At 53.2% G+C, this 26533-nt stretch carries 15 protein-coding genes and 2 pseudogenes; 8 read left to right on the top strand and 9 right to left on the bottom strand.

The window, feature by feature from the left end; all coding sequences use genetic code 11:
* Window positions 1-29: 29 nt before the first annotated feature.
* The gene (locus V6L81_RS17370; protein WP_095023668.1) at window positions 30-404 is read right to left on the bottom strand and encodes a helix-turn-helix domain-containing protein; all 375 of its coding nucleotides are present in this window, start codon (window positions 402-404) and stop codon (window positions 30-32) included.
* 103 nt (window positions 405-507) lie between these two features.
* Here V6L81_RS17370 and V6L81_RS17365 point away from each other — a divergent pair, with 103 nt between their 5' ends.
* Together V6L81_RS17365 and V6L81_RS17360 are read left to right on the top strand one after the other, a co-directional pair.
* Entirely contained in the window at window positions 508-1257 is a 750-nt protein-coding gene (locus V6L81_RS17365; RefSeq protein ID WP_218723172.1) for an SDR family oxidoreductase, read from the top strand.
* Window positions 1258-1270: 13 nt separating this feature from the next.
* Window positions 1271-1414, top strand: coding sequence for a hypothetical protein (locus V6L81_RS17360; RefSeq protein ID WP_271350427.1), 144 nt, complete (start codon window positions 1271-1273; stop codon window positions 1412-1414).
* 112 nt (window positions 1415-1526) lie between these two features.
* Here V6L81_RS17360 and V6L81_RS17355 read toward each other — a convergent pair.
* A pseudogene (locus V6L81_RS17355) lies at window positions 1527-1922 on the bottom strand (aldehyde dehydrogenase (NADP(+))); the annotation flags it as partial.
* A 15-nt stretch (window positions 1923-1937) separates the two neighbouring features.
* On the opposite strand from V6L81_RS17355, the pseudogene V6L81_RS17350 reads away from it, so the two are divergent.
* From V6L81_RS17350 to V6L81_RS17325, 6 genes and pseudogenes are all read left to right on the top strand, one after another.
* Window positions 1938-2213 (top strand): annotated as a pseudogene (locus tag V6L81_RS17350) (transposase); the annotation flags it as partial.
* A gap of 387 nt (window positions 2214-2600) precedes the next feature.
* Window positions 2601-5921: an STY4851/ECs_5259 family protein gene (locus V6L81_RS17345; protein WP_338661106.1), complete on the top strand. Its 3321-nt coding sequence runs from the start codon at window positions 2601-2603 to the stop codon at window positions 5919-5921.
* A gap of 9 nt (window positions 5922-5930) precedes the next feature.
* The gene (locus tag V6L81_RS17340) at window positions 5931-12197 is read left to right on the top strand and encodes a DEAD/DEAH box helicase (protein ID WP_338660191.1); all 6267 of its coding nucleotides are present in this window, start codon (window positions 5931-5933) and stop codon (window positions 12195-12197) included.
* A 713-nt stretch (window positions 12198-12910) separates the two neighbouring features.
* Window positions 12911-13045, top strand: a complete 135-nt coding sequence (locus V6L81_RS17335) for a hypothetical protein (protein ID WP_254925236.1) — start codon at window positions 12911-12913, stop codon at window positions 13043-13045.
* Window positions 13046-13204: 159 nt separating this feature from the next.
* A complete protein-coding gene (locus V6L81_RS17330; protein ID WP_218723167.1) occupies window positions 13205-13909 on the top strand; it encodes a DUF5677 domain-containing protein in 705 nt (234 codons plus the stop codon).
* A 1305-nt stretch (window positions 13910-15214) separates the two neighbouring features.
* A complete protein-coding gene (locus V6L81_RS17325; RefSeq protein ID WP_095023675.1) occupies window positions 15215-15415 on the top strand; it encodes a hypothetical protein in 201 nt (66 codons plus the stop codon).
* Window positions 15416-15791: 376 nt separating this feature from the next.
* On the opposite strand, the gene V6L81_RS17320 is transcribed toward V6L81_RS17325, so the two are convergent.
* The 7 genes from V6L81_RS17320 to V6L81_RS17290 form a co-directional block, all read right to left on the bottom strand.
* Window positions 15792-16823 carry a YafY family protein gene (locus V6L81_RS17320; protein ID WP_176465204.1) on the bottom strand — a complete coding sequence of 344 codons (1032 nt, stop codon included), beginning with the start codon at window positions 16821-16823 and terminating at the stop codon, window positions 15792-15794.
* A 93-nt stretch (window positions 16824-16916) separates the two neighbouring features.
* Entirely contained in the window at window positions 16917-19004 is a 2088-nt protein-coding gene (locus tag V6L81_RS17315) for an AAA family ATPase (RefSeq protein WP_338660190.1), read from the bottom strand.
* A 154-nt stretch (window positions 19005-19158) separates the two neighbouring features.
* A complete protein-coding gene (locus tag V6L81_RS17310) occupies window positions 19159-19497 on the bottom strand; it encodes a YkvA family protein (protein ID WP_095025337.1) in 339 nt (112 codons plus the stop codon).
* A gap of 91 nt (window positions 19498-19588) precedes the next feature.
* A complete protein-coding gene (locus V6L81_RS17305) occupies window positions 19589-21982 on the bottom strand; it encodes a dynamin family protein (protein WP_095023679.1) in 2394 nt (797 codons plus the stop codon).
* Window positions 21979-24216 (bottom strand): dynamin family protein, encoded by a 2238-nt coding sequence (locus V6L81_RS17300; protein ID WP_095025339.1) that lies wholly within the window; start codon window positions 24214-24216, stop codon window positions 21979-21981. Before V6L81_RS17300 ends, V6L81_RS17305 begins: the two co-directional genes overlap by 4 nt.
* Entirely contained in the window at window positions 24213-25970 is a 1758-nt protein-coding gene (locus V6L81_RS17295) for a dynamin family protein (protein ID WP_095025340.1), read from the bottom strand. Before V6L81_RS17295 ends, V6L81_RS17300 begins: the two co-directional genes overlap by 4 nt.
* 62 nt (window positions 25971-26032) lie before the next feature.
* Window positions 26033-26407 carry a hypothetical protein gene (locus V6L81_RS17290; RefSeq protein WP_095025341.1) on the bottom strand — a complete coding sequence of 125 codons (375 nt, stop codon included), beginning with the start codon at window positions 26405-26407 and terminating at the stop codon, window positions 26033-26035.
* Between the last annotated feature and the right edge of the window lie 126 nt (window positions 26408-26533).

The following is a 26533-nucleotide window of genomic DNA, read 5'->3' as shown; positions in this document are numbered from 1 at the left end:
CAGTTCGGGCAATGGGTTAATTTCTGTGTTCAATCATCAACCCATTGCCCGGCGTTCTCCCGCATCCAGCTTGCCAGAGAATCCAGCGTCGGCCGCAATGACTTGCCCAGTTCGGTGATTTGGTATTCCACGCGGGGCGGTACTTCGGCATACACCGTTCGCTGAACAAGGTTGCGGTGTTCGAACAGACGCAATTGGCGGGTCAATTCCTTCTGCGTGATCGGTGCAACAGCGCGTTGCAGGTTGCTGAAGCGCACAGGCGCGTCGAACACCATCAGCCGATACAGGATCGGAATGGCCCACTTGCCGGAAACAAGATTGACGAACTGCGCCATTGGGCAAGGTTCGCCCTGGCTCACAGGCGCTGGCAACTGCGTACTTTCTGGAGCGTTTTCAATCGACATGACTTTCCATTGGCCTCGTTAGTATCCAATTGGTGCCTACTATCCAAAGGATACTGTAGGGGAAATACTGCTGCTTTCTCAACAGAACCATGGGGAAGCAAGCATGAAGCGATTGCAAGATAAGTTCGCCTTGGTCACAGGTGGTACCAGCGGAATTGGCCTGGAAACAGCACGCCAGTTTTTGGCTGAAGGTGCGACGGTTGCCATTACGGGACGAAACGAACAGGGACTCGCGAGCGCAAGGCATGAGCTGGGTGATACCGTTCTGGCGATAAAGTGTGATGCCGGTGACATGGATGATCAGCGCCGCCTGGCACAAGCATTGGCGCAGAACTGGCCGCGACTCGATGTGGTCTACGCCAACGCGGGCGACGTGACCCATTTGCCTTTGCAGGAGTGGAGCGAGGAAGTGTGGGATCGACTCATGGCTGTCAATCTGAAGGGGCCATTTTTCCTGATCCAGTCGTTGTTGCCGCTGCTGGCCAACCCGGCGTCGGTGATCTTGTGTGGCTCAACCAGCGCCCATATTGGTTTGCCGCAAAGCAGTGCCTATGCCGCGAGCAAGGCGGGCTTGCTATCACTGGCACGCACGTTGTCGGGAGAGTTGCTGGGGCGCGGGATCCGGGTCAACGGCCTGAGCCCCGGACCGACTGAAACACCTGCCCTGAACAAATTGGGTTTGGCCCCAGAGCAGCAGGACGCTTTACGAGCACAGATACGTGAACTGGTACCTGTCGGTCGCATGGGAACCCCTTGGGAACTGGCCAGGGCGGCTGTTTTTCTCGCGTCCGATGAATCACGTTTCGTCGTTGGAACGGAATTGCTGGTTGATGGCGGAGTCGCCAATCTGTAGGCCTGGCACTGGCATGCTGAAGCTGGCCGATGTCGCCCGCTTGTCATCGATGATGGCAAACTTTGCCAGTTCAGGAGGCGCTGCCAAAGCACTTGTCGGCCAATTTAAGCAACTGTCTCAGCAGATAAGGCCTAAATGGTTTGCCGGGGGCTCCTGAGCCTCGACGACACATGTTGTTCAGGCAGCAGGCTACGGAACTGGCTTGTTTTACAAGCCTGCGGCGCAATGGGCTGCGCCGCAGACTTTAGAGCTAAACAATCCGCGACGCGTTAACCAATTGCCGTTTCGCTCCACTCACTATTGATCAAGCGCTTGAGCTGCAAGGGGTTGCTGTTTTGCAGGGCAGGGGGAAGAAGCGCATCGGGATAGTTCTGGAAGCAGACCGGGCGTAGAAAACGATCGATCGCCAGGGTCCCCACGGACGTGCCGCGCGAGTCCGAGGTGGCCGGGGATGGCCCGCCATGGACCATGGCTTCACAGACTTCGACGCCGGTCGGATAACCATTGACCAGGATTCGCCCGACCTTCTGCTCCAGCACGGGCACAAGCCATTGGTACCGCTGCAGATCCCCAGGTTCGCCAATCAGGGTGGCCGTCAGCTGGCCGCGCAATGATTGCAACGCAAGCTTGAGCTCTTGGTCGTCGGCCACTTCGATGACGATGGTGATTTGGTGATCACTAAGGCATTGGACTACAGCCTCAAACGTTGGGCTGCATTGAACCGTTACCTGGCCGACGGCACGGTGCCCATAGACAACAACCACATCGAAAATCATATAAGGCCATGGGCGCTCGGACGCAAGAATTGGCTGTTCGCCGGATCATTACGTAGTGGTCAACGTGCGGCGGCGCTGATGAGCTTGATTCAGTCGGCCAAGCTCAACGGGCATGACCAGTATGCCTATTTGAAGGATGTTGTAGCTCGTCTGCCCACGCAGCGGGCGAGTAATATCTGAGAGCTGTTGCCCCACGGTGGCAACCGACTTAGATGCGCAAGATGGGATGCCCATACGCTTACGTCAAGCTCAGTCCACAATCGCCTCGGCTCCCCCGATAGTGAGTCCCACTCATGAGTCGAGTTCCCCACCAACCCGCAAGCGGTTTGCAGTAAGCGTTACATAAACTCATGGGCAGAGTGCCCTGCCGAATGAACAGAGGCGCTATTGCGAGCACAAATGCCGATTGGAGCCTCCGACCTATCAAGATTCAAGTGTCGACGGCGTTTCTCTAAGATGGCACAGTGCTATACGCCTCAAGAACTGAGGTGGTGCAGCTGTAGACGTCGCTGAGACGTCTGTGCTGCGTTGCATGCTTTTGAATCGTCAGCATAAGGATTTGCGTCAATGACCGCGTTCACTCCTGCTGTAAATCCAATAAAAGCCTGGCTCAGCGAGTTTTTGCTCACCCGCGAGCTATTCAAAGGACCTAACGGCAAACCTCTGTACAGCTACCAACTGTCCGAACACGAGTACGCATCCTTACGCAATTTACTTCAAAAGTACCTACGGCTAGCGTCCAGTCCAGTTCAGGTCATACACCTGGGAGCATGTTTTTGTTTATTCGTCAGTGAGCAGTATCGTAGAAATTACAACAGCTCATGGTCCTGGTCAGGCGCTGAGAGTGAGTTAGCAGTTTCACTTTCACACAACCAGCATGCAACCTTGGCCAGTAAAGGACTGGAATACTGGAAACGCCCTATTCGGTACCGTGAAAACGGTAGGGATTGGTTAGGGTCGCTTTTCGCAGAAGGTGGGCTACCTTGGCCCCTGGTTCAAAAGGAATCGCATGGCTTTGGCAAAGCTGTCAATCGAGGTATTAATCTCTTCAGTGCAGGGAGCAGCCACCGAACAACTGCTGACCTAATAGCGGCGCACGAAGATGAATTGCCAATTTCCTTTCGAAATCTAGAAACCAGACAGCTGCTTGCCGGCATTGTTGAACAGTTGATGTATCTGGCTGGGCAATATCCGCTTAAGGATCAGAAAGACCCTGCTGCTTACTTGGATAAAGTCGCTCCTGAGTGGACAGAAGCCTTTCCAATCCCTCTCGATGAAACTAATGCTAGAGGCCTGATTAATGATTGGCTACATGATGCTGGCAAGCAGCGGCTTGATAGGAATGAGGCCCTCATTCAATCCAGAGCATTCACCTGTGAGCATTTTCTATTAGGCGCACTGCCGGACTGGAGGATTAGGACAGAGCTGGCCTTGCCAAAGGAACACTCATTTGATATTGATGCCCAGCAGTTGGGTAGCACTCGGCTCGATCAAGCCTATTACGAAGGTGAGCACATATTAACTCGGGGGCCTGCAGTGTATGCCCAGCTGAACGAGTCGCGTCTGACGATCCGCTTCTCCAAGCCCTCAATATCAATAGAACGTCGCCGGTTAGGCGAACCTGTCACGCTGCGCTTACTCGACAATGGACGAGTTGTTCAATGTTACCAATTCGACGGCAGCGAGTTGGACTACGAAGAAACGCCGTTAGTTTTTGAACAGCGGGCTGATTGCTGGCAACTGGTCGGAACATCATCTTGCGGTGTCGCTGGTGAGTCCGCACGTATGCGCATTCCGACCAAATTTAGTTTTACGTCAGACGGCCTCGCACCATCCCTGCTGACTACCGACAAAGAGAACGGCCAGTGGCTGGATCTACGGGCCGATGTATCGCTCCAAAACGGCCCTGACCTCTATCGAATCGAATTAAATCAGAATCAAAACGAACACCGAAAACCCGCTCTGGCTGGTGTTCAGGGGCTCTATTACAGTAACCCAGGTGTTGTATATTTGGGTTGGCCACGACTGGAGTTGCCCGAAGGCTATGAGTTTGGGTTGGGCGATATTCTAGAATTTGCCAATGGGCAACCCCTGGACACTCTTCGCCGTACCGGGCCCTTCGGTGTCGTTCGTTACACCTTGAAAAATCGCACGGGAAAAACGCTTTTAACACGACGCTTTGCCGTCCTACCCAAAGAATTCAGTACCTCGTTGCTTCCTGCGACCACTGAAAAACCTGCTCGATTGCAGGTTAAAGGTGCGCTCCAGCTTGACTTGAAAATCGACAGCTCGCTGCTAATGGCCAAGCGATTGGAGTCTGATCACTCCGCAACCACTTTCAGCCTTATTCATCGATCTGATACACCTCCTGCTGGTTTTACGCTGGAGATCGACCAGAAAAACAGCAATCAGCCACTACGACTTCGCCTCCCATACCCGTATCAAGGAGCCCGGCTTATTGGACCAGACGACCGGCCCTCACGAGTACACGAACTTACGTTACCTGAGCTGATAGGTCATCGCATCGCATTGACCTCAGGGCAAACTCAAGGGCAATGTTTCTACATGCAACTAGAACTGGTGTGCGAGGCGCTGCCACATCCAAAACGGCACTATGAGATCAAAGTAAGCTCATCGCCCACGCTGCTAAATTTATTTAGCTACCAAAATGACATGCTGCAAATGCTAGGAGCAGTCGACGAACAAGATGCGTTTATCAGACTTACTCTAGAAACCGAAAAGCGTGCGCTCAGCCTGAATATCAGACGGTACAACGGCCGCTTACAATGGGAAAGTCGAGACACATTCACGATCTGCGAAATAAATAACGCGACAATTTTGAATGACACCGAAGTTGAAGCAATGCTGCTTTCTGATCCTAAACAAGCGCCAGTCAAAATTGAGGAACTCAAGAGTCAGGATGTTGGCACCGGGCGATTTATTTTACCCCACGCCATGCAACGTGATGGTCCATGGCTAATCTATCCAGCCAAAGATAGTAAAACTCAATTTCGCCCTGCACTGTTCGCGTCGGCTTCGTCGATTACTGAAATTCAAACTGAAGTTTTTTCCCTGCACAAAGCGACACAGGTTTTCCACCCAAAAACCAACCCAAACGCCATCAGCCAACAAATCACCGTCATGGCCAAAGAGTTCGGGCACAGTGGTTGGCAATATTTAGCGGATTTGAAGCAACATTACGCGCACCTGCCGTTGTCGTCATTTGAAAGCTGGAAGGCACTGTCAAAGCAACCAGACGCGCTGGCATTCGCGGTGCTCCGACTAGAAATGGACGACGCGTTCTGCGCTCGAATTCGCGATGAGTTGGCGGTGATCTGGGAAGCAATTCCTCTCCCCATTTGGTTCGAAGCGCATGCACGATTTTTACAAGGGCTGATAGCATGTGGCTTGCCGGAGATTCTTATCAAGAACCTTGAAACGAATCGCGCGGCCGTGTTGCGACTTGTGGTTTCCGGCTTTGATTATTTAGGCGACTACCTAAGTACTGGCAATAAAAGCAGTCTGACCAAAATCCCTCCCCAATTGGTGGTACCAGGCTGGAATCAAGCCTTACGCCAACAACACGCTACCGACAGACAGTGGCCTACCGATCTTACTGCGGAGTTGACTAGCTGGCTCCTTCAGAATCCGGTACCTGAATTCTTGCGAGAGATTACCCCTGTTGGTTTCCCTAAAGCGGTTTCTTACTTACCAATTTTTTTGGCGTATGTGACGGCAGGCAAAGCCACCCTAGATGATCTTCCTGTGCCGATGGCGTACCTAAAATTCGCCATTCGATTGGTTTCTGATTTTGACCGTCAGGGATGGTTCGCACCTACTCACGCACTGATGGTTTCGTATTTGCTAGCCTCCGAAGACGAGGCATAAGGAGTTCCGATGCGTTTCTTCACGGATTTAATTGAGCAAAGCCTTAACCGCACGCGGGAAGCAACCCTAGGTGTCCTAGGAGTTAACGAACCGGGGCTTCGCCGTCATCTGAACGAAAAAATGGTTGATGAATTGGGGGCCGATGGCTGTTTTTTGGCTCCGCCGGTTTTCGAACATACGTTTGGTTGGAAAGAGTCGGAAAAGCGTCTTCTCGACTTAGAGGGGTCATTGCTCTCCAAAAGCCTGCTCAATACATTACAAAACGCCCATGCGTATGACTTTCCAAGAGAAGCCCATCCCTATACGCACCAGCTTCAGGCTTGGCGAACGTTGCTTAACGAGAAACCTCGATCTGCCATCATTACCAGTGGCACCGGCTCGGGAAAAACAGAATGTTTCATGGTGCCTATCCTTGAAGATCTAATCCGGGAGCGTGAGCGAAATCAGTCATCCTTGATTGGGGTGAGAGCGCTATTTCTCTATCCTCTCAACGCCCTAATCAACTCTCAACAGGAGCGATTAGATGCATGGACCCGTGCGTACGGTAAAGATATTCGGTTTTGTTTATACAACGGTAAAACTGAAGAACGCGAAGGGGTCATTCGTAAGATTCAAGAACAGAAACCCAACCAGGTTTTGTCACGCGAGCTTTTGCGCAAAGAGCCCGCGCCAATATTAATGACCAACGCGACAATGCTCGAATACATGCTGGTTCGTCAGGTAGACAATCCTATCTTGGAGATTTCAAAGCAACAGCAGTCTCTACGCTGGATTGTCCTCGACGAGGCACACACTTACGTTGGTTCTCAAGCCGCAGAAATGTCTCTCCTGCTGCGCCGGGTCGTTCAAGCATTCGGTAAAGATCCTGAGGAAATTCGTTTTGTCGCGACATCGGCCACCATCGCCGGGGGTGAGGCCGAAGAAAAGTTGAAACGCTACCTTGCAGATCTCGCAGGAGTGCGGCTAGAACAAGTCGACGTCATTGGAGGATCTCGTGTTTGGCCGGATATCTTGTTCGACTCGAAAGTCGAAAAGGCCTCGCTGGAGGTCGTGCAGTCTATCGAGGATAAACAAGAAATATCACCGACCCGTTTTGATTCTTTAGGACGCAATTCAATAGCACGCTCGTTAAGGCATGCGATTGTTAACTCGACCAAACCGTTAGATTTAAATGAATTACTGACGATACTGAAATCCGAATTGATGCCTGGCTCGCGGCTGGAGCAGCAACGGGAAGTGTTAGGTTGGCTCGATGTATCAACTGGCACCCGACGGCATAAGGACGAACCGCCGTTTCTTAAGCTACGGACCCATCTTTTTCAACGAATGCTTCATGGACTATGGTCCTGCATAGACCCCAATTGCACTGCCAAATCTGCCAGTCTGAGTGAATGGCCATTTGGCAACGTCTACGTTCATCAACGTGCACGCTGCGAATGCAACGCCCCAGTGTACGAATTAGGATTTTGCGATGACTGTAAAACTCCGCATTTGATTGCGGAGGATCGCAACGGGGTTCTTCACCAATTGAGTCCGTACGCAGGAGATGAGTTTTCTCTGAGCTACGAAAGCGGCGAAGAAGAGACGTCGCCTGAACGTGAGGCAACCGGCCCCACTACTAGTCGTGCTTACGCACAACGTTTGGTAATTGCCGGGTTGCAGGTCGCACAAGATCCCTTTTTCAGCGTCAGCCTCGATCTCGACACCCATGGGTTATGTGCTACTAACTCAGCGCGCCCTATCAACATTACAATCGCTGAAGAGAAAGCGGCTTGCTGTAGTCACTGCGATCACGAACTTCCAAACAAAAAAAGCTTTCTGAGAAAAGCGTACCTGGGCGCTCCATTCTATGTTGCGAATGCAGTCCCGACGGTGCTGGAGTTTTGCCCAGATGCCGACAAAAAAGACAGCAATGAGCGCTCCCCAGAAGAATTACCCGGTCGGGGTCGCAAGCTAATTACGTTCACCGATAGCCGTCAAGGTACGGCACGTATGGCCGTGCGCATGCAACAAGAAGCCGAGCGTTCGCGGTTGCGTGGCTTAGTATTTGAAACGCTTCGGAACGTTCAGGCCAAAGCTGATGCGGAACCTAAAGACGTTCCTACTGGCGACTATGATCTGCTGATGCACCAGGCCGAAGGCTTAGAACAGTCGGGAATGGGTGTAATGGCGGCAGAGCTACGCAGAAAAGCGGCCGCGCTACGATCCGGCAGCGCCCTACAAAAACGAATCGTCAGCGTCGATTGGGCAAGCATGGTGTATGAGCTCGCGGCCTCCAAAGATGTAGAGCAGTCAATCCTGCGTTACAACCGCTACGCTAACCCTGTCCTTTTTGACGGGAGCCAAGGTGGCGCAACCATGGCTCGCTTACTTTTAGCTCGGGAATTTTCCCGACGCCCAAAAAATCAAAACAGTACGGAGACTCTCGGCCTTGTAAAAGTAACTTACCGAGGTCTCAAAGAAATTAGCTCTACACCGCCGATGTGGACAGAAACAAAAGCCGTACCGGCGACAGGAGCATTTTCGGTGCCTGAAACTCGCTTAACGCTTGAGGATTGGCAAGACTACCTTAAAGTTGCACTTGATTTTTACGTGCGCGAGAACACCTTTATAAACATGGATCGCGACATGCAATCCTGGATGGGCAGCAGGTTTACCCCCAAATCGCTGTTCTCTCCAAAAATCGAGATGGAAGAAAGCACAACAGTAAAAAAATGGCCTCAAATTAAATCTGGGAATCCGCATCGGTTAGTAAAACTACTGGAACAAGCCACCGGATTGAATCGGACGGTCGCTACAGATGCGGACAAAATCAATGCTTGGTTAGAGGCCGCATGGTCTGCTCTAACACAGGCTCTCATCCTGGAACCCGCAGATCCAGGGCATCGCCTCAAGCTAGAAACACTGACCTTTTCGCTATTAGAAGAGGGGTGGCTCTGCCCGATAACGCATCGAATTTTCGATTCGACTTTTCGTGGGCTAACCCCCTATTTACCCATAAAGTTGCGTCCGCAAGACTACCGTTGCCAGAAAATCCAACTCGCCTCGCTAGCTAACCTCCAGATAGATGGCAGCGCCGTGACCAAGCAATTGCAGATCCGGTCGCAGGTCTTACAAGATCCGGTCATCCAGCACCTTCGGTCCGAGAATCTCTGGACCGATATTAGCGACCGTACCGTAGAAGGCGGATTTTACTATCGAACCGCAGAACATTCGGCTCAGCAGTCGGCGCAGCGACTCGATGACTATGTTGATTTGTTTAAGAAGGGTGATATCAACGTACTCAACTGCTCCACGACTATGGAGATGGGCGTAGATATTGGGGGCATCTCTGCTGTAGTGATGAACAATCTGCCGCCCCACCCTGCCAACTATTTGCAACGGGCGGGACGCGCCGGACGCCGTAGTGAGGCACGCGCAATAGCCTACACCTTATGTAAAGCGGACCCTCATAACCAGCGCGCGTTTGCACAGCCTAAGTGGCCATTCATTACCGCCATTCCCGCGCCCACCATTACTTTAAGCTCTTCTCGCATTGTTCGGAGGCACGTCAATTCGCTGCTCTTGTCTATTTTCCTAAAATCAAAAACTAGTAGTGACGGTGATCGAACCAGGCTGACTCTCCAATGGTTTTTTGGCGGGGACGACTCACCCTGCCAGCAATTCAAAAGCTGGCTGACTAGTTGTCAGGCAGAATTCGCAGACCCAATCAAACGCCTTGTCAGCGGAACCTGCTTAGATGGCTGCCTGCTCAGCACAATCTCAGCAGAGACTCAGGAAAGCGTACGTATTCTGGAGGACCGGTGGCTTGAAGAGTCTCGAAAGCTCAACGCTAAGCTGCAAGCGGCGACAGATTTGCCGTACAAAAAAGCGCTAGAGCTGGAGAAAAAACGTCACGACGGTGAGTACTTGCTTCGCGATCTCGCGTCCCGTGCGTTCCTTCCAGGATATGGATTCCCTACCGATGTCGTGACACTCAATACCTACAATATTGAGGACTTCAGGCACCAGCGAACTCATCCTGAGAGTCGTGAAGACAGCATTTTCAACAACAAAGAGCTTCCGTCTCGCGGCTTAAACATTGCGATCCGAGAGTATGCACCTGGGTCGCAAGTGGTAATCGATGGGCGAGTCTATCGTTCGGCAGGAATCAGTTTGCAATGGCATTCGTCAGGCCAAGTAAACGAAGCACAAAAATTTGATATCGCCTGGCGATGCTCAAATTGTGGAGCGACAGGCGTAATCGAAAACGCTTATACCAACAGCTCCGAGCTAACGTGCTCACACTGCATGCACGCAATTCAACCAAGCGAGCGCCGAACCGTCCTTCGCCCTGGCGGCTTTGTAACCGACTTTTATGAGTCCACAACAAACGACATCACTTCTCAGAAGTTCATCCGAGTTGAACGACCTCGCATCCAACTGACTGGCGAGACGATCTCGCTGCCCGACAAGCGGTGTGGTTTCGTTCGATTTGGTCACGATGGCAGTGTGTTTCATCATTCATCCGGTGAACACGAAAAAGGTTACGCCGTGTGCCTAACCTGCGGACGTGCAGATTCAATGCTCGCCTCCGGAGACATTCCTAAAAATCTGCTTCCAGATCAGCTACACCGGCCAGTGGGCGGGATCACAGGCAGTCGTAAAGAGTTCGACTGCCCCGGAACGGCAGTTAAGCCTAACCTTTTCCTGGGCTATCAAATTCGCACTGACGTCATGGAGCTTTACTTGAGAAGTCCCCAGACAGGCCTGTGGCTCGGGGATAGTCTGGCAGAGCAAATCATAGCCACGACCCTTGCCGTTGCACTACGCGACGTAATCGCCGAACTCTTAGGTATTGCCAGCACAGAAATGGGCTTTGGTTTCCGTCTTGATCGTGATATCGAAAGTGGACAAGAGCGAACGGTTATTCAGCTATTCGATGAAGTCAGCGGAGGAGCTGGGTTTGTCCTGGCTGGCTTAGCGAATACCACGGAACTATTACGTAAAGCGTTAGGGAAGCTGCATTGCCCGGTTAACTGCGAAAACGTCTGCTCGCACTGTCTTGCAGGTCAAGACAGTCGAGTGGAGCGAGAGGAGCTAGATCGTGGGCGCGCCATGGAGTGGCTGACTGTGTCGGGCCTGATTGAACATTTAGACTTGCCCTGCGAGTTTGAGACTGTGGTGGGGGCTAGTTATTGCTCGACCGGCCCGATCCGCTATTTGTCCTCTGCGATCAATTCAGCGGATCGCAGTGAAAATGACACCTCTATTTGCTTGGTGATGAGGGGCGATGCAGAGGACTGGGACCTAGATCACCCTTACTTCCGTGAAAAAATCCTCACTTGGGCAATCGCTGACAAACTCAAGGTGAAACTGGCAATTCCTTCAGGAGCGTCGCTAAGCAAAGCACAGAAGAACACCCTCTTTGACCTGGCTAGTCTTGGGGTGGTGATTGAGGATATGGACAACACTCTTCCACCGATCAAACCTTACTTGGTGGCTCAAATTCGTTCCAAGTCGGGCATCAAAAGTCTTTTTAGCAGCGATGCCTCCGCTGCGACTCCAGGAGTCGGATGGCTGAGTAGCAACGATGGAATAGTATGGGCTGGAAGCAACTGTGTTTCTGATTGCGGTGGTCAGCCTATCGACGTCCGGACCTGGCGCCAATTTGAGCAGGGTGCACGGGTCATCGAAATCACCCACGAACTTGACGGTCCTATCAGCAGCTTGCATAGGCGTCTCGCTACTCTCATTGAGAAGCACGCGCCCGAATTGACTGAGTTGATTGCCACGGATCAAGCAACAGTGGTCAGCTATTCCGACCGTTATTTGAAATCACCATGGTCGTTAATGTTGTTAAGCGGTTTTCTTGAACTTTTCAAAAATGAAAAGCTTGAGTCGCTTCGAATTCAAACGCTAGCATCCAGTGGCGATCAGTCCAGCAATCAAATTAGTCATGACTGGAGGTTCCAACTTGATCAAGAAGCACTTCTTAAGCTTTGGTTGGGTAGCCAGTTCTCCATCTCACCTGAAATTGAAATCAAAGAACGAAGCCGGGAACTTCAACACGCGAGAGTGATAACAGTAGATTGGGTGTCGGGTAAGCGCAGCAAAGTTTTCCTTGATCAAGGAATGGGATACTGGCGAGGTAAATTGCCGTATCGCGACCAGATGGGGTTTGACTTCCGTGCTAACCACGAGAGCCAAGCGCTACAAATGCTGGAGAAATATAAAATGGCGCAAATGAGTCCCAACGGTGATTGGCCCACTTACATGAGCCTGCTCGTGAGCTAAGCCAAGCACTCAATGAGCCAGAGAAAGGTGTCCACCTAAGATAAAGTGGACGCTACCTTTCTATCTTTGTATCCGTCTGTAGTGGTCTAATGAAACCGGACACCCATTTAGGCGAGAATGCTCGCCATATCGAGGTTGATATTGGCGTCAGGCTCTCGGGCGACGCAGCCAGCGAAATCGGCTGCAATGGTCTCGCTTCGGGTTGCTCACAGATCACTACATACCGAGCCCAAAGAACGCACACCCGTATCCTGAGGATCGCTTCGCGTCACGCACCCAAGGCAGGAGCCGTATGCGGTAGTTCCGCACGTACGGATCTGTGCGGGGGGTGGCAGGTAACTGCCATCCCTACCGCGACCTTTGATCTTTAAATTTAAACGAGTAAAACATCCGCCCCTGCCCACTCGATAACAGTCCCTTCATGCTGTGTGATCCCCTGTCGTCCAATCCAGAAATCTTGCCGCAGACTAGGCAGGGGAGTTACTTTTTCTACAGAATCGGACAAAAGCTGCTAGTCAAAAGCGTTTAAGAAATCAAGGGCCATTCACACCTAGCCGAAATTTATTACCATTGCACTCTCTTTGCTAAATATGATCTGCAATTCATAAGCTTGGCCACGCCGATCAAGATTTGCAGCGAGTTGTAAATGCCGCGCTGTTGACTGGTCACTATATCGATGATGCACGAGAGCATCACGATCTTGGTCAGTAGGTATGAAAAAACTGCTGATCGGTTGCATGAAAAACGTCCTGAGCGTCAACCGTTGCGGTAATTTCAGTCAGGCTTTAGTCGATTCTACTCGCGCCAAGTTCAAAAAACCCCAGAGCCTGCAGACGATCAAGCAGTAGCAACGCAATTTACTGATATTGCCAGACGGTTGTCTGCAGAATGCTGCATGACCTTAATAGGGAGCTGCCTCAGTCCTGCGATTGGCGATTACTTGTTTGCTGAGTATATGGCATAATCCCCCATAGTTAACGCCAAACATTAACAGCAGGATGCTAGATATGTATAATACCGCACCAATCAGTGATTATGTAGCATCTGGAACTGAGGATGATCTAAAGCTTGCACTAGAAAGCCTAGAAGATAAGATTCTTTTAATAATGGACTGGGTGGATGCTGCTTGCCCCAGAAACGATGAAAATATAGCGTTGCTAAATTTGTTGGCCGCTAATTCACAGTGTGTAAACATTTTTCAAACAGCAATTGGTAACCATATTTCAATTCTGGCACTTGCAACCCGAAATCTTTACGAGCTCAACTTGATAGCCCGCTCGATAATCGGTAGCAAAAATAATCTCGACGAATGGAATTCAGAGGCCATTACTGACAATATTCAAGTTCTGGAGGGGATACTCAGTATTAATACTGCATCTGACTTGGCTGATCAGAGATTAATATTAATCGAAGAGATTAACCGGCTTAAAAAAGTCAGAAAAAAATATAGCTTGCCAGAAATTAATACCCCAGCCTCAGCAGGGCAAATAGCAAAAAAACTAGACTCTAGCGATGAGCACAAAAGCGTTTACAAACTGTTCTCAAAGCTTGTGCATCCAAGTTCATATCTGGTGAATAACTATAAGAACTCGGCGTCCCCTGAGACCACGATGATACTTCAGGTTCAAGGGCAAATTTACATTCATGATACCATTTCAAAGATCACTAACTACCTAAAAGTACCTGATGTAATTAATAATCAGAAGCAGTAGTTAGGGGTTTTTAAAGAGGTTTTCATGGCTTTTTTATGTGCGAGTGCCAATTGGTGACTTCTGGCCGATTGCTACCACTCGTGATATGCAATCATAATTGCAATAAAGTGATTCTGGATCCACTCACACGCCATTAGGAAATTCAAGGTATTAGTCGTAGTAAGCTGGCGCTTGATGCAGGGGGCAGGCGCCAAACGGCGCCTAGCTTTCATGTTGTGGTATTTTCAGATTCCAATAAGCCCTTGAAGTTAAAAGGTACGAAGATACTTATGTTTGGCATTTTTTAAGAAGGTGGCTTTTGGGGTTGAGTTCAATTGTTTGCGCTCAGAGCTCTAATGGTTTACATGGCTCTTCGAGCAACAAAGAATCTCTATTTTTTCCAGATGTGTTTTTTATTGTGGTTATTGTGTTTTTCATGTCGCCGTCAGTTATAGTTATTCTGTTTCCTTTGGCGTGATAGCGACTTCCTTGCTTGATCTTATAGCCCTTTATGCAAAAATGATCTTCATATTGTTCTATTGGAATTTTTAGTTCTAATGTGGCCGTCCGGGAATTCCGTCTTGCGCAATTAAATCGCTTGCCATCTATGCGACAGCAGTTCCTGAATCTCACTTGCCCGCGGCACCATAGACATCTTCAGCCGATAGCCTCAATGGTTTATCTAGCGAAGTTCGGAAGGTGTGATAGCCGTTTATTTACCCAGACCCAGAGTGCCTTAGTGGCGGCATTCAGGAGTTTTGACCTGGAGTGCAGAGGAGGGCGCGGTAACGACACAAACTGTCGTGAGCCATTGTGATAATGCCTTCTATCGAATAACTCACGTAAAGGCTGCCTAGAAGCCCCCAACATTAAATGTCTGCTTTGTTCCGAGTACCGCACGAGCAGAAGTTGAGCGCCTGCTGTGGCTTGGCTCTGATTTGGTTTGCGGATTGCGCTGGGTCTGTGCATCGCCCATCACCTCCAAGGTCGCATTCAGTGGGGCAGGCTATGGGTATTGAGTATTGGGTGGCAATTGCGGTCTTGGGGCTGATGTTGGCAATCCTTTGCGCACTGTATTCACAAGGCCATAAAACGTGGCATTTGCTCACGCACTGGCAGGTGACCACGCAAGAGCGCGAGCGGCGGGTGGGTTGGCACGCGCAGGAAAATCGAGAGTTAAGAGCGGCGCTCCAGGCGCAAAATGCACACGTCGATCAGCTCCAGCGAAAGCTCGAAAACCTGCAAGCCCTAGTGCCATCAACCTCTCAGCCTTAGACAATGACCCATAGCCACGTGCACCTACAGGCGTGGCAGAGGAGCAAGAACATGCCTATCCGACCACAGCCTTTCACTTTTGTATGTCAGGCGTGTCACTGGAAGAAAACCGTTGCACCGCTCAGTGATGCACTGGGGCCCCTCGACTGGTGTGAGCGGTGTGAGCGCTGTGGCAGTGACGTGTTGACCCGGCAGATAGCCGGCGTCGTTGACCGTACGTTGGCGCAATGGTTTACCCGATTACGCCGTTAGGGGGGCTTGGCCAATGCGTCCCGCGGAACCCCTGTCACGACTCAACCTGCGTGGCGCCAAGCACTGGCGGTGGCTAAGGAGGCGGACGTATTAATTTGCGTCGGTACATCGGGCTGGTTCACCCTACGGCGCAAATCCCCTATATCGCCAGGCAGTGTGGGGCACGAGTGATGCATATTAACGTGGTGCGGGAGCCAGTTGATGAGTAGGGTGTGTTGGTGTTGCTTGGTAAAGCGGCAGAGCGTCCGCCGCAGTTGCTGAGGTTGGGCAATCAGGCGGGGAGCATCAGCCAATGACTCATGTCCTCCAAGCGTGCTTTGACATGAGCGTTGTCAATCAGGCTTCAGAGCCTTTTCCGTGAGCCCAGTTGGCCCTACTAGTCAGATGACTTCGAACTGCTTTCAGAGCCATAGGCTGCTGCGGCCAGTCGCAAGGTGTCGCCCACCTGCTGTCGCAATGCCGCTGGTTCATGCACCACCAACGAAGCGCCCAAGGAGAGAATCCACCAGTGCAGTTGCCAGGTATTGCTGACGGTCGCCTGTATCTGAAAACCGTCTGGCAGTGCTTGTAGCACCATGTCCGCGCTCAAGGGCGTCTCTCGAATCAAACGCGCCTGGTGTTCACTGACCCACGCTTTGAAAAGGATTTTTTCCGGGTTACCGAATTGCAAGGCGTCGCTGGCCAAGTAGGTATGTAACTCGAATGACGCCACCCCTTGGCACTGAGTGTCGAGTACCGTTACTTCACGAAAGCGATGCACGGCGAATTGACGAACATCGGTATACGGCGCTGCCGTCGCTATGAGGTAGGTGATTAAGCCGCGCTGAACAATGGCCAGCGGGTTGAGGGTAAGTTCGCTGATTTTATTGGTGTGTGCCGAGTAATAGTGGCAGTGTACTTGTTGTTCGCTAATCACGGCGTGCTGCAAGGCTTCCAGGGTCTCAGCCAGGATTTGCGGTGCGTGCAGATTGAAGTCCGGGCGAACACTGGCCACTTTATCCGGCCAGCGGGCAGTGGGGTTGCCGTCTTCAAGGCCTTTGAGTTTTTGCCGGGCGTGCTCGAATCGTGGCTCCAGTACGCTCAACATGCTGCCGGGCAAGAGGGGGCGGATCGCATCTTCGACGAGGGTCAGACTGACCGCCTCTGCCAGTGTAATGCCCTGCAATTCCACGCTTACGCCTGGTTTCCAGTACCAACCAAAAGGCGTCCCGCCATTGTTGCACTGCAAGGGAAACACCACGGACAGATCACGCAAGTCGCGCTCGACACTGCGGCGGCTGATCGAGTAACCCGCGCTCACCAAGCGACTGAGCAGTTCACTCACCGTGATGCCAGGTGCGCGTTTGGGCAGGTGCTGTAGCAGTTCCCACTGACGGCTCAGGGCGCTATGGGTCTTGGCTGAAGGCAAGAGAATCATCCTTGTAGGGTGCAGGCTGGCCTATAGCCAGTAAGAAAGTCGGTTGCTCACCTATCGGCGTCAATCCGGCAACCTTTAATGGGCTTAATGTACGAAGCCGATGGGCCGTTGTTGCCCAGTGGGTTTCAAGCGACACTCGGCCAACAGTGCACGGGCCAATTCGTCGGCATTGGTGAATGGGTTGAAACGGCCTCGGCGCGCGACTGCTGCAAAGTCGCCAGGTGTCAGATGTGCCTCGGCGCGCAAGCGGCGGGCGGCATTATGCTGTGGATCCTTTAGTGCCAAAGCCTTGAGGTGTTCAGCAAATAATGCCTGGGCTTGCTCCGTCGTCAGGTAACCGAAATGCACCTTCAGGTCGAAGCGGCGCAAGGAGGCCTCGTCCAGGTCGGTGATCAAGTTGGTGGAGGCAATAAACAGGCCTGAATAATTCTCCATTTGAGTGAGCATTTCATTGACGGTCGTAACCTCCCAGCCCTGTCGCGCCTTGCGTCGGTCCTGCAAAAAGCTGTCGACTTCATCGAGCAACAGAATCGCGTCCTCTTGCCGGGCGCGTTCAAAGGCGTGTGCCATATTTTGCTCTGTCACCCCGACAAACGGGGAAACCAGATCGGAAACCCGTTTGACCATCAAAGGTTTGCCCAGCTCCTGAGCCAGCCAATGGCCGAATGCGGTTTTGCCTGTACCGGGCGGGCCGTAAAAACACAGCCGCGCCTGTGGATGGGCGCGCAGCCCTTCGATCAAACCATGCAGGGGCAGGTCGGTATTGATCCAGTCTGGCGAATAGAAGCTCGGTAAACCATTGCTGTGCTGTTGTAGCGAAGCGAAGCCTTGCGCTTTGAGCGTGCCATTGACGATCGATCGAATCGTGTTGTCCAGTGCTTTGCTGGCGCGTTGTGACACGCTGCGCCCTACGCGCACGGCTCTCTCTAGAACCGCCGGCGTCATCTGCTCATGGGCGCAGAGCTGTTCAATCAAGACCTCGCTCAACTTGCCGGCGCTGCACGTGTGCAGCATTTGTTTGCGCTGCGCCAAGGGTGGATTGGGCACTTCAATCACCAGGTCGAAACGGCGTATATGTGCCGGATCAATAGTCTCTATGCTGTTGCTTAGCCAGAAACACGGTTGGCTATTTTCTTCCAGCATGCGATTGATCCAGCCTTTCTGGGAATGGCTATTGGGCGCGGAAGGGGCGGCCTGGAAGATGTCCTCGATTTCATCAAGCACGAGCAGAGCAGGTTGCGAACGCAGTACGCTGTTGGCCGCGCGCAAGGAGCACAGACGTTGCTTGGCGCTGACGGGATCGCCCTGGCTGTCGGTACAGGCCACTTCATACAGCGCGCAGCCCAGTGTTTCAGCAATCAGCCGGCTAAGCTGAGTTTTACCTGTGCCGGGTGGGCCGTAGAGCAAAATATTCACGCCCTGTCGCGCTTGGGCCAAGGATTTGCTCAGGTAGCGCTCGGCGATCGTGAGCGCTTGGCTGATATGACGGTAATGCTCCCTGTTCAAGCTACCTGGCGGGCTTAAACGAAACGCATAAGCGAAGAGCTCCAGCGGTGTGCCTTTGCTAAAACGTAGCAGGCCAGGCAGATCCGGATTACTCACCGACAAGGTTGAACTCAGTGCCATGACGGCGCGGTGATTGGTGGTCAGATCCAGCAGGCCCGTGCGCATCAGTGGACTATTGTGTGCCAGGCATGCCTCGACTTCTGCCAGCGGTAGGCCCAATAGTACAGACAGCACTTTCATTGCCCGGTTGAGCCCCAGCATGCCCAACTGGTCTGTGGCATCACTGAGTGTCGGGTCGCTGTGCATCAGCACGCAGAAACCGAGTACTTGCAGTCCTGACTCACCCAAGCCTAACAGTGCCCCCAGCGCCTCCAGGTTGCTCTGTAGGTTGTTCGGATAGAGGGCTGTCATGTGCTCGGCATTGAAGGCGCGAGCGCGGGTGCGCAGTGTCGTCAGCGCCAGGGCAGGGCTGTACTGGTCATCGTCTAACCATTCGGCCAGGCCCAGCTCGTGAGCCAAATCATCCTCGCTCAGACCGTGGCGGTTGATAAAGCTACGATGCCCCCCCAGATCCAGCAGCAGTTGATAACACCACTTCAGCGAGAGCGTACAAGTATCAGCAGCACGGCGGCTGCCGTGTGCAAAGGGGGATAGGCGTCTGCCCATGCTGAGTCTCCTGATGCAGTGGAGTCAGCAGGATGAGGCCAGCGGGAGTCAAAATGTGTCGTACTAATCCTGCTTGGCAAGGGATCAGACTCGACATGCTCGGTCGTGCCTGATCCCAGTTCAGCGTTCTGTAAGCCTAGCGTTGACGGTTAAGTCAGGAAAACCACTGTTTCAAGGTGTCTTTAGCTTTGTCCACGTGTTCGGTCTTGATATGGCTCGCAGTCGCGGCCAATGCCGCACACAGCACACCAATATCGTCGGTGTAGCCCAAAAATGGGGTGATATCCGGAATGACGTCAATGGGCGAGATAAAGTACCCGAGGGCGCCATAAATCGTTGTTTTGGCCCAGGTGGGAGTGTCAGCGTCGGTGGCTGCGTAATACATCTTCAGTGCTGGTTCCAGTGCGGTCTCGCCGGCAGATTTGGCGTACGTTTTCACTTTGTCCCAGAACGAATCGTCTGAGTAGTCTTTTTCAAAGGCATTGTTTGACATGTTGTCTCGCTTCAAATGTTGGGGCGTACATTGAACTGTGGCAGTTGTCCGCGAGCAGTCAGCCTTATGCGTCGGTGCTCGTGGATGTCCATTAAATTTGAGTCTTTTGGGGGGCGGCAGTCATGCGTACCGCCTCGCGGAAGTCTTCCAGCAGTCGCCTGGATTCCTTGAGCCAGCCTTCCTGGGGTGCGGTGTCCAGATGGCGGTCAAGCTTGGCAATAGGCTCGAACATCCGGCCATAGACGTCTGCTCCGCCAACCTCCAGGCAGTCAAGGCGCAATCCGTTGATAGCGGTTTTTTGCGCACGAATACCGTTGATATCTGTCTGGATGGCGTCTTCATACATAGTGAAGATTTCCTGCAGTCGGCCTTCCAGGTGCTGGCTTGAATCTCCTTGCTGGTTGATCCGTGAGAAATACTCCAGCAGTGGTGTGTCCCGGTAAGCGATCTCGTGACGTTGAGTCGAGCTGTATGCACTGACCCCTACCACATTAATGCCTTCGCTCTGCAGCACATCCTGGACTTCGTCCATGATCTCTTCGATCTCATCCTCCGGCTTGAGGTCTGCCTTGGTCAGCACGACATACACCGAGCGCTGTTCCACACCGATCTCATGGATAAAGTCCAGGTCGGACACTGGCACAGTGCCGTTGGCATCGAGGCCAATCAGCCAGATAATGGCCTCGCACTGTTGGGCGAACTGGATGGCCGTGCGTTTGTCGCCTTGGCTGTGTTCGGCCGCAGTGGCAGGCGGGTTGTAGCCTGGCGTGTCGATGAAGCAGATGTTGCTGAAAAGCTCAGGTGCCATTTGCACGCCGACGCACATGAACGGCATTAAACTCTTCAAGTCGAAGCTGAATGAGTTGATGAACGCATGGGAGATGTTTTTGTAAAAGGCCACATCCAGCTCCATGTGGCCACCGTTCGCAGAGTAGCCGCGGATCATTCGCTGATCAGTCGCCAGCACATAGCTGGGGATCGCTGTGACGGGCTGCATACCTACTGGCAGGCGCACCTCGGGGTCGCGAATGAAACTGTTGATAAACTCGGATTTCCCACTGCTGAAACCGCCGACAATCCCGACAATGGTGCGCTCGTGAATATCGGGGAATCCGACCAGCAAAGCCAGTTCCTGTTCGATCGATTGCAACATTCTCAGGGCTTTGGCTTCCGCGCCCAGACACGACTCGCCGTCGGCAAATGTCATGTAGTCGTTGTCCAGTAACTCCCTGAAACGGGCAAGCCCGGCACTTTCCCGCGGCTTGGCGGCCAGCAGCCGTGAAATCAGCTGAAAGCGAGTCCAGGTGGATTGGAACTGGTCTGCCAGTTGCGCGTGTTGTTGTTGCTCCTGGCCATGCGCCTGTTGCAGCGCAATAAGTGATTCTCCCGTGGTGCGCAGCTCAAGATGCGCCTGCTCAAGTGTCTGTTCGAGCGTTTGACGGGCCAACTGGAGACGGTTGTGATCCTGTTCCAGCTGCTGGTGTTGGTTCGACAGTACTTCGAAACGTTCACCGGCCTGGCTCTCCGCGCGCTGATGCTGGTCAAGGGCTTGCGCCAACGACGCTTGCACGTTCAGTACGGCCTGACGGGTGTTATTCAAGTCTGCCACAGTAGCGGCCTGGCGCTCACTCAAGGTCTGATGCTCTTCGTTCAAAGCGTCAAGGCGGGCTTGTTGCGCCTGGCAGTCGAGGAGTAATTGGTCATTGCGGGCGTGCTCAGCCAGCAATGTGTCGTTCGTCACCTGGAGGTTCTGACGAGTTTGGTCCAGGTCCTCTTTGATGCTTTTGCGGGCCTGTTCCAGTTGGCTGTGTTGTGTTGACAGGGTTTCGAAGCGCTCGGCGGCCTGTTGCTGCTGGTGTTGATGCTGATCCAGGGCCAGTGCCAGCGACGCTTGGACCTCTTCCAGGGTTCTTTGGGTATGGTTCAGTTCGACGGCGGTGGTGGCTTGATGCTCGGTCAGTCGCTCATGCTCCCTGTTAAGGGTGTCAAGACTGGCTTGTAGCGCCTGGCGCTCGAGCGTCAGCTGGGCATTACGGGTGTGCTCGGCCTCGAGCGCCTGACGAGTTTGCTGCTGGGCTTGCTCGAGCGCCAGGCGAGCGGCTTCGATGCCGTTACGCTCCCCGACCAGTTGGGTATAGCTGACTGACAAATTGTCAAAACGCAATCGGGCATGTTCCTGAGCCTGCTGATGCTGGGCCTGTGCCTGGGTCAGGGTATTCTGCAGGCCCTGCAGTGTCTGGCAAGTATTGCTCAGTTCAGCGACTGTACTGGCCTGGAGCTCGGTCAGTTGCGCATGCTCCACGTTCAAGGCCTGCAAACGTGCCAGGGTCGCTTGATGGTCGAGGGCGAGGGCTTCGTGACTGCGATTTGCTACCTGCAGTGCCTCGATCATACTGTCGCGCAGAGTCTTGCGCCGCCAGACGAACAGTTGGCCGATCTTGTCCAGTTGTGCCAGCAACGCAGGCGGAAACAGCTCGCTATTCATGCTGCCTCCAGTTCTTGGGCCATGCGTTGCAAGCGGTCGAGTGTATGCAGAACATTGCTGACTTGTGCCTCAAGTTGGCTGATGCGGGCCTGCAAATCAGCGAAAAACGCATTGCCGTAAGAGTGCGGCAGTGAATGCGTGACGTCATCGATCAGATGGCGGATTTGACGTTTGGCTTGCCCATTGAGGTCGTGCAGCAGATGCTTGGCGTCATCCAGAAATTGCCGTGCGGCGTCATCCAGCAGATAACTGCCGGAGCCCTTGAGCTTGCCTAATGCCTGGCTGTTTAACTCAAATGCTGGGAGGCGAAAGCCCGCTGCCAGATTCTGATTGGTGAGAATGATCAAGCCGGCATCGAGATTGTCCTTCAGGTGCAGGCGGGCAACTCGGGTCGACTCTTTCATTAGATTGTCGCGAAACGTTTGGGTTAGAGTTTCGCTTGAATGCTTGAGGGTGCCGCTCAGTCCCTCGGCAAACTCCTCCAGTTGGTTATGGACCTGACGCCAAAACAATTTAAATACGGTGTAGTGCTGGGTTTCAGTGCCACCGCCCCACATCCAGTTAGCCATTTTTGCAAAAGTGCTGTCGCGGACCACCTCCCTGGAATGTGAGGTTTCCTGCGAGGCGCCTTCGACGCCCTTGCTTGTAGTGAAATAGGCTGCATCAAGGTGTTTAGTGAGTTCACGTTTGAGTTGTTCGCGAAACTCCGCAACGCATTTGCTAAGCATAACGTCGAGGTCGTAGGAGGCGGTCACTATAGTGGTGTCCAGCTCGTGGCGTGCGGCCTTCAGTTTTTCAATATCGGTGTTACGGATTTCTTGATACTTGTCCCGGCTGAACGTCAACAGGTCGGTGCGTAGCGCTTCCAGGGCGGTCAACTTGGCGCGGACTAACTCGGTACGGCGCTGTTCGATGATGTGGTCTTTCTGCTCGCGCACAGTGTCCAATACCGCGCGCAATGCGTGGGTATTCGCCAGCAGATCGAGGTTGCCCCGGCAACGATCGGCATGTTCCGGGGTGAAAAAATCGGCGTAGTGGGTGCGCAAGTTCTCCCAGACTTTTTGTTCAGCGCTGTCCCAGGCGTGTTGTTGGTCAAAACGCTCGGACAGACTGTGGCACATGCCAGAGGTGTACAGCACCTTGCCTGTACCTTGTTGGATCAGGTTGTCGAAAGTCGCGCCGATTTCCGGATGCTGGGCCTTCAAGCGTTGCAGGGTATCGACCATATGCACGCTGAGGGTTTGGGTGATTTTATCCAGTGCGCCCTGAAGTGTCGGTTGATGAGTGTCGCTGCCATACAGCTGGTTGTCGACCTGGCTGGCAATCAGTACCAGTTCCTGAATCCCTTCCTTTTGCGTGATTCGGCTCATCAGCTCGATGTCCTGTTCACTGAGAAACTGGCCGGCCGGGCTGACGATAAACACCACATCGCAGTTTTTCAGCAGCGCCGTGGTGCGCTCTTCGCGGGACTGCACTGGGTCGTTAAGCCCGGGGGTGTCAATGATGCGCACGTTACGCAGCGACTCCAGCGGCAGGAAGATGTCGACACTCTTGGTCAACGGCATAAAGGCTCCGCCCACCGCGACATAATCGCTCAGCAAAACGGCCAAGGTGGCCGCGTCAGGTGCTTGAAGGTGGCCCAGGGCGTCTAGTGCCCCGAGGTCAACGGTCGAGGCTTCAATGTGCTGCCATTGTTCACTGGCGGCCACCAGAGTGTGTTCACTCTGCAGGGCTCGTTTGGCGCTCTTCTCTGCATCACGATAAAGCCCTGCGTCATCGACCGGTTGGCCGCTGCGTTGGCGGCGCTGACGTAAGGTTTCTACAGCTTTGGTCAGTTCTTCCTGGTAGCGCTGTTGATAGCGCAAGGCATCCTGCTGGATGTTGTCCCGGTCTGCTGCACTGTAGAACTGTACATCGGCGCCGAACGTGTCGCCGTAGGTCAGGGTGGTCAGCGCTGCCGTCATCGGCGTTGCAGCCCTGGGGAGAATGGCGTGGCCATCAAACACCAAAGCGTTGAGCAGGGAGGATTTACCAGCCTTGACGCGACCCACGACACCAATTTGCAGCAGGCGGTTTTCCTCCACCAGATCACTGAAGGCTTGTTCCAGGTCTTCGCTGCGATCGATGGCGTGCCGGTTCAGCATGGGCGCAAGGTCTTTTTCCAGCTCCGGGTGGTAGGTTTGCATCCACTGGTGCAGGCGCTGGTTCAGTTCAAGGACGTGTTGCGGGGTCATGACTGAACCTCGTAAAGGGCTTGTTTGGCCAGTTGTTGCAGTTGTTCCCGGCACTGAATCAAGAGCTCGAGCTGCTGCTGTGCTGCCTCGGCATCATGCTGGCGATTAGCTATCATCTCGTCAATCAGGCGTTGTTTTTCACCGATCTCCCGCTCGAACTCGCTGCTAACCTGGGTCACTAAAGTGTTCATCTGTTCGTGGAGCAGGGTGTGCAGGCGCTCACGCATTTCACGCTTGACCGCAGGAATTACTTCGTTGATTACCTTCTGACGCAGTTGCTCGCGTAGGCGCCCTTCATTGATGAACGCGAGAATATTGGGGAGGAAGATGATCGCCAGTTCGATGAGGGGGTTGACCACCGAGGTAGTGACTGCCAGAACAGTGGTCAAGCCTTGGTATGTCACACGGGGCAGCGGCTTTCCATGCTCCCAGCCAGTTTCCTGCTTAAGGCGTTCCAGCTCGCGGCCATTGCGCTCAGCCAATGTGCCATTCCAGTGGCCCAGGGTTTCTCCGGTCTTGTGCAGCGTACGGTTGATCCTGTCTGTGATCTGCCCGAGCCAGTTCTGTTCATTGTTGAACTGTCCCATGCTCTGGCCCAGATCGCCCAAGGCTTGAGCAAAATCCGTCACCACGGTGCTACTGAGATGGTCCATCTGGTCCTTGATTGAGCGCGTCATTGAGCCGCGAACGACCTCTGAGACAATTCGCGAAAACGCTTCCTGATTCCCCGCGACGGCCGCACTGACCAGTTCCGACTGCACGCTATCCAGCTCGCGACCCGCGGCACTGAGGCAATATTCCACGGTTCGTTCTAGTTGCTGATCGCGTAAGTCTTCGAGAATGTTGTCGCGCTGGCGCTCGACTTTTCGAATGCCCTGGGCCAGTTCGTTTAGTGCGTGTTGATTTTCGCCCTGGGTTTTTTGCAATGATGCCAGTGCCAGATTAATTTGGTTGAGCAGTGAGTGGGTCAGGTCTTTGAGGCGATCTTCGAACACATCACGGATGATCTGTTCCGGTTGCAGTGAGGCCAGGACTTCGGTCAGACGAGGGGCTGCGTCGAGCCCAACACGCACCAATGGACGGGTATCGGCAAAGTTGATCTTGATCTGTTCATCGACCAGTTCGGCGACGTCCTGCACCTGCTCATCTGAGCGCAGGTTGGTCTTGTTCAGCAGGAACGTGAACGCGCGGCCGTAGGTGTGCAGATCGTCCAATTGGCGCAGCATTGACTGAGTGATATTGCCATCCTCAACGCTGGTGACCACGATGAAGTGCACACCACGGGGCAGGTAATAGGCGATGGCTTTGTTGTGGTTGGACAGCGAAGAGCCGAAGCCCGGCATATCGACCAGAACCAGTGAGGGCAAGGCCTTGAGACGTGGGTTGTCCAGGTACAACTGAAGGTGCGTGAATTCGTGGGCACGCGCCTTGAGGGTGGCCAGCGCCGTGATGTCCATGCGTTCAGCGCTGCCGTCCAGGCGCATGGCCAATAGGTGCGGGTCGCTGCTGTAGCGCAACTCTGTGGCCAATTCTGTTTCAGGTGTCAGGCCAACACTGAGGATAGTTTCACCCAGAAAAGTATTCAGCAAACTGCTTTTGCCGGCGCTGAAGGCACCGATTACAGGAACAAGCAGTTCGGTATGCTCGATATCGTTCTGCAGTCGCGTTACCTCATCGGACTGGAGAGCGGTATCTGCAATAACAGGAAAAATGGCGTTCAGGTAATTGAGGTAGGTGCGTTGAGTATTCAACATCGCAGTACGAATCCTTGCGTCTAATTATGAATATGTGTTCGTCGACTGCTGCCTAAGGCGCTTCACAACTCGAGCGCGCGCCATTCGTAACTGTTGTATTTTTCCCAGATACCACCGCTCTCGAAGTGCAGGTACACCCGCCACTCATCCACGTTGACCTGAATTTCTCCGCCAATACGTGCACAGTCGCCGAATGCTGCGCGCAGAAAAACCTCCAGTTGCTGAAAAAAAGCATCTGGTAAGTGGGCGCTGCCAGCGATGTAGCAGGAAGATCCGTTGGTGAAAATGCTGCAGGGTTGAACGCTTGACCACAGGGTGGCAGTGGCCTGCTCAGGATGCTTCTGGCTCCAGTCCACTGCGAACCGGTGAAGCAAAACATGCCAGTTCCCGTCAGCGTACTCGCCTTCGATCCCCCACATGTCGATGGCCAGGAACATGGTTGGATGTCGCGAGCGTTTTTGTGATGGGTAGAAGGACTCAGGCATGAACGTATCTCTCGCTAATTTGTATGGAGAACAGGCGAGTGAGGATCGAGCCTGCCGACGACATCTTGTGTCGTGTCC

This window comes from Pseudomonas bubulae (assembly GCF_037023725.1).
Lineage (GTDB): Bacteria > Pseudomonadota > Gammaproteobacteria > Pseudomonadales > Pseudomonadaceae > Aquipseudomonas > Aquipseudomonas bubulae.
This window is presented reverse-complemented; position numbering and strand designations above follow the sequence as displayed.

Excerpts from the sequence above, each read along its gene's own strand:
- V6L81_RS17330 (WP_218723167.1), top strand. The coding sequence starts at position 13,205 with ATGTATAATACCGCACCAATCAGTGATTATGTAGCATCTGGAACTGAG.
- V6L81_RS17315 (WP_338660190.1), bottom strand. The coding sequence starts at position 19,004 with ATGGGCAGACGCCTATCCCCCTTTGCACACGGCAGCCGCCGTGCTGCT.
- V6L81_RS17295 (WP_095025340.1), bottom strand. The coding sequence starts at position 25,970 with ATGTTGAATACTCAACGCACCTACCTCAATTACCTGAACGCCATTTTT.
- V6L81_RS17300 (WP_095025339.1), bottom strand. The coding sequence starts at position 24,216 with ATGACCCCGCAACACGTCCTTGAACTGAACCAGCGCCTGCACCAGTGG.
- V6L81_RS17360 (WP_271350427.1), top strand. The coding sequence starts at position 1,271 with ATGCTGAAGCTGGCCGATGTCGCCCGCTTGTCATCGATGATGGCAAAC.
- V6L81_RS17290 (WP_095025341.1), bottom strand. The coding sequence starts at position 26,407 with ATGTTCCTGGCCATCGACATGTGGGGGATCGAAGGCGAGTACGCTGAC.
- V6L81_RS17340 (WP_338660191.1), top strand. The coding sequence starts at position 5,931 with ATGCGTTTCTTCACGGATTTAATTGAGCAAAGCCTTAACCGCACGCGG.
- V6L81_RS17325 (WP_095023675.1), top strand. The coding sequence starts at position 15,215 with ATGCCTATCCGACCACAGCCTTTCACTTTTGTATGTCAGGCGTGTCAC.
- V6L81_RS17305 (WP_095023679.1), bottom strand. The coding sequence starts at position 21,982 with ATGAATAGCGAGCTGTTTCCGCCTGCGTTGCTGGCACAACTGGACAAG.
- V6L81_RS17370 (WP_095023668.1), bottom strand. The coding sequence starts at position 404 with ATGTCGATTGAAAACGCTCCAGAAAGTACGCAGTTGCCAGCGCCTGTG.
- V6L81_RS17365 (WP_218723172.1), top strand. The coding sequence starts at position 508 with ATGAAGCGATTGCAAGATAAGTTCGCCTTGGTCACAGGTGGTACCAGC.
- V6L81_RS17310 (WP_095025337.1), bottom strand. The coding sequence starts at position 19,497 with ATGTCAAACAATGCCTTTGAAAAAGACTACTCAGACGATTCGTTCTGG.
- V6L81_RS17335 (WP_254925236.1), top strand. The coding sequence starts at position 12,911 with ATGAAAAAACTGCTGATCGGTTGCATGAAAAACGTCCTGAGCGTCAAC.
- V6L81_RS17345 (WP_338661106.1), top strand. The coding sequence starts at position 2,601 with ATGACCGCGTTCACTCCTGCTGTAAATCCAATAAAAGCCTGGCTCAGC.